7 protein-coding genes are annotated in these 7,363 nt (G+C 44.8%); all 7 read right to left on the bottom strand.

The annotated features are described in order from the left end of the window. Positions 1 to 151, bottom strand: a 151-nt coding sequence (locus BUB35_RS17465) for a transposase (RefSeq protein WP_143185495.1), incomplete at its 3' end; no start/stop codon positions are given. A 238-nt stretch (positions 152 to 389) separates the two neighbouring features. Beyond that, positions 390 to 1,835 (bottom strand): TrkH family potassium uptake protein, encoded by a 1,446-nt coding sequence (locus tag BUB35_RS17460; RefSeq protein WP_072853810.1) that lies wholly within the window; start codon positions 1,833 to 1,835, stop codon positions 390 to 392. 8 nt (positions 1,836 to 1,843) lie between these two features. Next, a complete protein-coding gene (trkA, locus tag BUB35_RS17455; protein WP_072853808.1) occupies positions 1,844 to 3,214 on the bottom strand; it encodes a Trk system potassium transporter TrkA in 1,371 nt (456 codons plus the stop codon). Positions 3,215 to 3,796: 582 nt separating this feature from the next. After that, positions 3,797 to 4,672, bottom strand: a complete 876-nt coding sequence (secF, locus tag BUB35_RS18595) for a protein translocase subunit SecF (RefSeq protein WP_159432914.1) — start codon at positions 4,670 to 4,672, stop codon at positions 3,797 to 3,799. Positions 4,673 to 4,685: 13 nt separating this feature from the next. Beyond that, a complete protein-coding gene (gene secD, locus BUB35_RS18590; protein WP_084730769.1) occupies positions 4,686 to 5,924 on the bottom strand; it encodes a protein translocase subunit SecD in 1,239 nt (412 codons plus the stop codon). A gap of 178 nt (positions 5,925 to 6,102) precedes the next feature. Next, positions 6,103 to 6,519 (bottom strand): TIGR04086 family membrane protein, encoded by a 417-nt coding sequence (locus BUB35_RS17445; RefSeq protein WP_072853806.1) that lies wholly within the window; start codon positions 6,517 to 6,519, stop codon positions 6,103 to 6,105. 220 nt (positions 6,520 to 6,739) lie between these two features. Continuing rightward, the coding region (locus tag BUB35_RS17440) for a transposase (RefSeq protein ID WP_143185494.1) at positions 6,740 to 7,363 on the bottom strand (624 nt) is incomplete at its 5' end.

The following is a 7,363-nucleotide window of genomic DNA, read 5'->3' as shown; positions in this document are numbered from 1 at the left end:
TTACACCTTTCCTTTCACATATTTCTCTTAATATCCTCCCAATATCTGCTTTTAACTTTTTATAAATCACCTGTCTGCGATATTTAGGTGCAAAAACAATATGATATTTGCATCTCCATTTGGAATGTGATAAACTTCTTATGTCATTCATTGACAAAACCTCCTGCTTCTATAATTTTGGTTGCCAGACCATTTTCATTATAACGCAGGAGGTTTCTTTCTTATACTAAAGTATTTTTACCTACCCCCAGTTGAACTGGGGGTTTTGTCATACCTGTTCGGCGTACAATAAAAACGCTGAAATCTTCTGTATATAACATAAAGATTTCAGCGTTCTTTGTTTTCTTGTGAAGATGCTTCAAAGATTTGTCCGTTTCTTATTTCTCTGCTTAAGCTTTTCGCCAGATAGAAGGCGAGAACAGCATAATCATAGGGAAAATTTCCAGTCGTCCAAAGAGCATGTCCAAACTCAGCACGATTTTTGAAAAGTCCGAGAACAAGGAGAAATTCTCCACAGGACCTACCAAGGACAAACCTGGACCTACATTCCCCAAGGTGGTGATGACCGCCGTGATGGATGTAGTAAAGTCGTAATTGTCTATGGAAACCAGTATAAAGGAACCAAAGAGCAGCATCACATAAGTGATGAAATACCCCGTCGTGCCTTGAATGGTTTCGTCACTGACACGCTGTCCTTCCAGTTTGATGATATTGACGGAACGTGGATGGACAATATGCCGAATTTCCCGCAGTGTCAGTTTCAGCAAAATGATAAAACGGGAAACCTTGATACCGCCGCCAGTGGAGCCGCCGCAGGCACCCAGCATGGTCAATACCACCAGAATGGTCTTTGACAGTTCCGGCCATTCTTCGTAGTTTGCTGTAATAAAGCCTGTGGTACTGGTGATGGTTGCTACCTGGAACACCGCATGACGGAATGCGCTTTCCAATGTGGGATACAGGTGCACAATATTGGCAGTGATCACCGCTGTGGAAATCCCTACAATGACCAGATAATACCGCAGTTCTTCGTTTTTGAACACCGCTTTGAAATCCCGCACCAAAAGCAGGTAAAACATATTGAAGTTGATACTGAACAGCAACATGAAAATGGTAATCACATATTCAAAATATGGACTGTTATAAGCAGCGATACTGCTGTTTTTGATGGAGAAACCACCAGTACCCGCAGTGGAGAGGGCATGGTTGACGCTGTCAAAAAGAGGCATACCGCCTGCAAACAACAGAATCATTTCCAATATGGTCAATACGATGTAAATGCCATACAGAATTTTTGCTGTGGATTTGATCTTCGGTACCAGCTTGCTGACAACTGGTCCAGGGGCTTCTGCCTTCATCAGGTGCATGGAACGTTCATCCCCCAAAGGTACAATGGCAAGGACGAATACCAGAATCCCCATACCGCCGATCCAGTGGGTAAAGCTGCGCCAGAACAATATGCTCATGGGCAGACCTTCGATTTCCGAAAGAACCGTTGCACCTGTTGTGGTAAAGCCGGATACGGTTTCAAAAAGACAATTGACAATGCCATCAATGGCACCACTCAAATAAAAAGGCATTGCACCGAAAATGGACATCACAATCCAGGAAAGGGCAACAATGACAAAACCTTCTCTGCCGTAAATTCTTTTATTCTTCGGTGCGAAATGCTTCATGGCTGTCCCGATGACCAAAAGCAGTATGATGGTAATCAGAAAAGCCCGTAATTCGTTTATTTCCCCTTTATACAACGCAAGCAGCGCCGAAATAGACATAAGCAAGCCTTCTGCCTGCATAATATTGCCTAAGATATAGGCCATCATTTTATAGTTCATAATACTTCCTACCCTATCAGTTTCTGCTGGATTTCCCGCAAATCGCTCAAATGACGTCCTGCTGTGACGATGATAACGTTATCGCCGATCTCAATGGTGTCATTCCCGCCAGGAATGATGATTTTGCCATCACGAATGATGGTTGCCACCAGTACGTTTTCTTTTGTCTTGAGGTTTTTCAGCGGTACCCCAACAACACCGGATTTTTCCCTTACTTTAAATTCCACCGCTTCTACCTGCTCATTGATGAGATGGTGCAGGGTTTCCACATTGCTGCTGCCCACAGAGTTCTGCATGGCACGGACATAGCGGACAATGTTGTTTGCCGCAATGGCTTTGGGTGAAATAAAGCTATCGATATCCATTTTATCCAGAATTTCCGTAAAGGAAAGTTTATTGATCTTCACAATGACCTTTGCAACCTTCATTGCCTTGGCGTAAAGCCCAACAATGATATTTTCTTCGTCCATACCAGTCAGCGTTACCAACGCATCTGTTTTTTCCAGACCCTCTTCCTGAAGGACTTCCTTATCTGTACCGTCTGCATTGATAATGACTGCTTCCGGCAGCATTTCGCAAAGGTATTCACAGCGGGCTTTGTCCCGTTCGATGATTTTCACCCGAACTTTGATGGAAATCAGTTCCTTTGCCAGATAATAAGCCAAACGGCTGCCACCGATGATCATAACGGTGCGGGCACGGTTACGGAACAGCCCCAATACACGGAAGAACCGTTCAATCTCAATATGTTCCGCTGTGATATGGATACGGTCACCGCTATGGAGCACAAAATCCCCAGAAGGAATGATGACTTCATCTTCTCGCTGTACCACACAAATCAGGATTTTTACCTGAAATTCTTTGTATAACGCCCACAAAGGCATGCCATCCAGTACGCTGTTTTCCGGCACTTTCAAGCCTACCAGTTCCACACGTCCCCTTGCAAAAGGTTCGATCTGCAATGCGGACGGGAAACGCAGCAAACGGGAAATTTCCTGTGCTGCCGCTGATTCCGGGTTAACTGCCATACTCAGCCCCAGTTCTTCTTTCAAAAGGTTAATCTGAGCGAAGTATTCGGGATTACGGACACGAGCAATGGTATGTCTTGCGCCCAATTTTTTCCCAATGAGGCAGCACAGCATGTTCACTTCATCGGCAGAAGTTGCCGCAATGAGCAGATCCGCTTCCGGCACCCCTGCTTCTTTTTGCAGCGCCGCACTGCATCCATTGCCTTCCACACAAATAATATCCATGGTATTGCCCGCGTTTTCCAATGCGGTGGCGTTGCTGTCTATGATGATGATATCATGACCTTCGGTAGACAGCTGGGCTGCGACTGTACTGCCGACCTTACCGTCCCCTACAATTACAATATGCATAGTATCCTCCCTTGCTCTGCGCCCTGCGCAAAGTTTCCTATCTTTTCATACATTTGCCACTATCTTAACATCTTCCCCACGCAATTACAAGACAGATTCCGCTAAAAAACCGTCAACGCCTTGTCTTTTGCCGTCTTCCTGTCCAAAAAATCTAATCAAAACCACTAGAAGGGGTATTACGTGCCGACCCCTAAAAGGGGCATCGAAAAATATCATCACATTTATTTGCACTGCAACCTGTAAACAGGTACTATAATTGAGAATACAGTATGTTAATTTAATATTGCATATCTATCCTTCATTTGATAATTAGTAAATCCATAGTAATTATCATTCAAAAAAAATATACTAAAGTATTTTATTTACCCCTAGTAGAACTAGGGGTTTTGTTAAGCTAAAGCACCCAACAAAGATAGCCGAAATCCCCAACATAAAAGGGTTTCCGGCTATCTTCTTTTTACCTGAATTGTATGAAGAATCTATTCTTCAAAAGACCCTCGCTGCAGTTCCATTCAGAAATCAACAAAACACCATGTTTTGTGAATAAGGACCTGCTTTTCATACAATCTTTTTATTTTCCGATTATTTCTCGCTCTTAGGCAGCAATACGTACCAAATAGAACCGGAAATGCAGACAGAAGAATATGCCCCTGCCAGAATACCGATCATCATAGGCAGTGCAAATTCTTTCAGTGCAGGCACACCCAATACATAAATTGCCCCAACGGTGAAGAATGTGGTCAGAGATGTATTGATGGAACGAGCCAGTGTCTGACTGATGCTCTTGTTGATTTTTTCCGCTGTCTGATTTGCGTGGAATGCGCTCTTATTTTCACGGATACGGTCGAAAATAACGATGGTCGCATTGATGGAGTACCCCAGAATGGTCAGCAGAACAACAATGAATGTGTTGTTGACCGGGATACGGAACACCGCGTAAGCTGTCAGAACGATAAGTACGTCGTGAAGCAGCGCGATGATGGCACTGCCGCCGGCACGGAAATCGTGGAACCGCAGGGAAATATACAGCAGCATTGCCACAGCCGCAATGAGTGTTGCTTTGATGGCTGCTGTCTGCATTTCATGGCTGACAGTACCGCTGACGTCATTGACTTCCCCCATGACTGCGTTGGGATACGCTTCCAAAATGGCATTGGTCAGTGTTTCTCTTGTTGCACTGTCAATGGACTGAATTTTTACAGTTACTTCGTTTGTACCGATAACCTGCTGAATCTGTGGACTATCCTGTCCTGTTACATCTGTGATAAGCTTCTGCAAATCTTCCTGTTCATATTCCTGACCCAAATCCAAGTCAAAAGAGGTGCCGCCGGTAAATTCAACGTCATACTGGAAAGCGCCTCTGCCTGTCTGGGCATTGAAGATCATTGCCGCAAAACCGATGATGATGACAATCAAAGAAGCGGCGAAGAATTTTTTTCTGTTTTCTACAATTTTCATCTGCTCCGCCTCCTTACTTACTGCGCATACCATAATACTTGGGGTTGCTGCATCCGCCCTGCATCAATCCGTTTACGATCAATCTTGTTACCACCAGAGCTGTAAACATGGAAATGATGATACCCATGCTCAATGTGGTCGCAAAGCCTTTGACTGTACCGGAGCCAAGGAAGAACAGTACCACTGCCGCAATGAGTGTTGTTACGTTACCGTCCAGGATAACAGGCAGCGCACGGGAGAACCCGTTTTTGATAGCAACACGAAGTGTCTTGCCCTGTACCAGTTCTTCTTTCAGACGTTCAAAGATAACGACATTGGCGTCTACTGCCATACCTACAGAAAGGATGATACCCGCGATACCTGGCAGTGTCAGCGTAATATTAAAGGCATTGAGCAGAATCAATTCCAGACCTACATAAATGATCAGCGCAAGGTCTGCTGCAAAGCCCAGCACTTTATAAACCACCAGCATGAAGATCAGTACCAGTGCCAGACCGATGGCACCTGCTTTTACGCCTGTTGCCAATGCGTCTGCACCCAGTCTTGCACCTACATTCTTCATCTGGATGACATTCAGGTTAAAAGGCAGAGAGCCGGCACGAATGAGGGATGCCAGTTCTTCGGCGGATTCCCCTGTGAAGTTGCCTGTGATGGATGCTTCCCCAGTGGTAATGGCAGACTGTACCATAGGCGCACTGATGACTTCGCCGTCCATAACAATGTAAATGGGTTTGCCGATATTTGCCGCTGTTGCTTCTGCGAAAAGCTGTTTGCCTTCGTCATTGAATTTCAGTGCAACATAAGGTTCTGCATTGCCGCCCTTTTGGGTAGCGCCTACCTGTTTGGTGGCATCGGCTACCATATCACCTGTCAGCAATACTTTGCCTGTTTCATCCACAAAGGACAACTGCGCAGTCTGTCCAATTTCACGAATGGCATCTTCCGCGTTTTCCACACCAGGAATATCCACACGGATACGATTTGTGCCTTCCTGGGCAACTTCTGCTTCTGTCCAACCGTTCCAGTCCATACGCCCCTGGATCAAAGAAACAGCCGCCTGCATTTCTTCTGCTGTGACATCTTCCTTGTCCGCTTCGTATACGATATACACACCACCACTCAGGTCAAGACCCTGCTTGATGTTGCCGGCGCTGAGTGTTTTTCCTTCCCCGATCCCCTGGTAGGAAACAAAACTCAAAGCTGCAGCGATGACAAGCATAATCACCAGCATGATTCTTCCTCTTGCTTTCATCTTTCTCCTCCTGCTTTCCGTCCGTCAAAACTGGCGAAACTGTTTTTTTCCAAAAGAAAGACGGTTCTTCCTTTATTCGCCCCTGAAAAAAGAAAAACCGTTCTTCTTTTATTATTTTGATAGTATAGCACAAAATATAAGAGATGCAAAGATGAAATATCATGAAATGATGTATTTTTCAAGAAATTTTGTGTATGCCCATCAGTCCGCCGGCAGCGCCGCCAGCCAGAGCCACTGCCATCATCCGCCAGAAAGTGGTGTGCAGGGCAAAATCTCCGCTGCCAAAACTAGTGATTACCCACAGCAAAAGACCGTATACCAGCCCTGCCAAAAGCCCCCAGATGAGCCCGCGGCGTTTGATGCATTTTGCCCAGTCAAAACCGGCAATCCCTGCCGATAATGCCGTGCAGCACAGGGCGACAATGGGGATGGTGCTTTCTGCCAGTGACGTATAGGTCAGCACAATGCCATAAGCAATGAAAAAAATACAGCTCACCGCCAACGCCACTGCCATTCCTTTCAGCAGGCACAGACCTTTCTTGCCTCCTGCTTCCGTCTGACAGCAGTCCTGTTTTTCTTTTCTGCAAAACTTCAATGGTTTTCACTCCTTTTTCTATATCTGATTTATTTTATGGGACTTTCCCGCCGCTTATGATATACTGATACAAAAGTCCAGCGGTGATATGTCAAGATAAAAACAATATTGAAAGATATACTTTCAGCTATGTTTCAAAAAGACAAAAACACCCACCTAAGCCCTGCAAATCGTATTTTTGAAAAATGAGCAGGGTTCGTGTATCGGCAGATAGAAAAATCTATTCTGCCGGACGATATAAACGATTGTCTTTGAGCAGTGCAAAGACTAACCGCACAAATTTACGAGCAGTTAATGCGAGGGCACGTTTGTGTTGAAATCTATTTACTTCTTTATATTTGATGTGGTAAAAGCGGCTGTATTCCTTGTCGCATCTTACAAGAGAAAATGCTGCTTCACACAGATAATACTTTAAGAATCGGTTGCCAGAATGAATCATTCTTGTTGTTTGGGCTTCAAAGTCGCCTGATTGGTGCTGCTGCCATGCAAGACCTGCATATTTAGCAAGGGCAGCCTGATTTTGAAAACGGTTGATGTCTCCGATCTCAGCCATAATTCCAGCAGAAAGTACCGGACCAATACCGGGAATGGATATCAAAACATTGGGCAAAAGTTCCATTTGCTTCGTGATAGCTTTATCAAATGCTTTGATTTGGGATTCCAATGCTCTGATTGATGTTATGGAGATAGCAAGCACCTGATTTACAGAATCATTCACGGTTTTAGGCAAACGATAGGAGCTTCTGGCAGCTTTCTGGAGGGCTTTGGCTACTGCATCCGGATCAGGGAAACGGTTCTTCCCTTTTTCCATAATAAATGCAGTCAGTTCTTGTAAGTCCATCTT

The organism is Anaerotignum lactatifermentans DSM 14214 (assembly GCF_900142265.1).
In the GTDB taxonomy this organism is placed as follows: Bacteria; Bacillota; Clostridia; order Lachnospirales; family Anaerotignaceae; genus Anaerotignum; species Anaerotignum lactatifermentans.
The sequence above is the reverse complement of the archived record's forward strand: the minus strand, read 5'-3'. Positions and strand labels throughout refer to the sequence as shown.

Coding starts and splice junctions, on each gene's coding strand:
- BUB35_RS17460 (WP_072853810.1), bottom strand. CDS start 1,835: ATGAACTATAAAATGATGGCCTATATCTTAGGCAATATTATGCAGGCA.
- secF (WP_159432914.1), bottom strand. CDS start 4,672: ATGAAAATTGTAGAAAACAGAAAAAAATTCTTCGCCGCTTCTTTGATT.
- trkA (WP_072853808.1), bottom strand. CDS start 3,214: ATGCATATTGTAATTGTAGGGGACGGTAAGGTCGGCAGTACAGTCGCA.
- secD (WP_084730769.1), bottom strand. CDS start 5,924: ATGAAAGCAAGAGGAAGAATCATGCTGGTGATTATGCTTGTCATCGCT.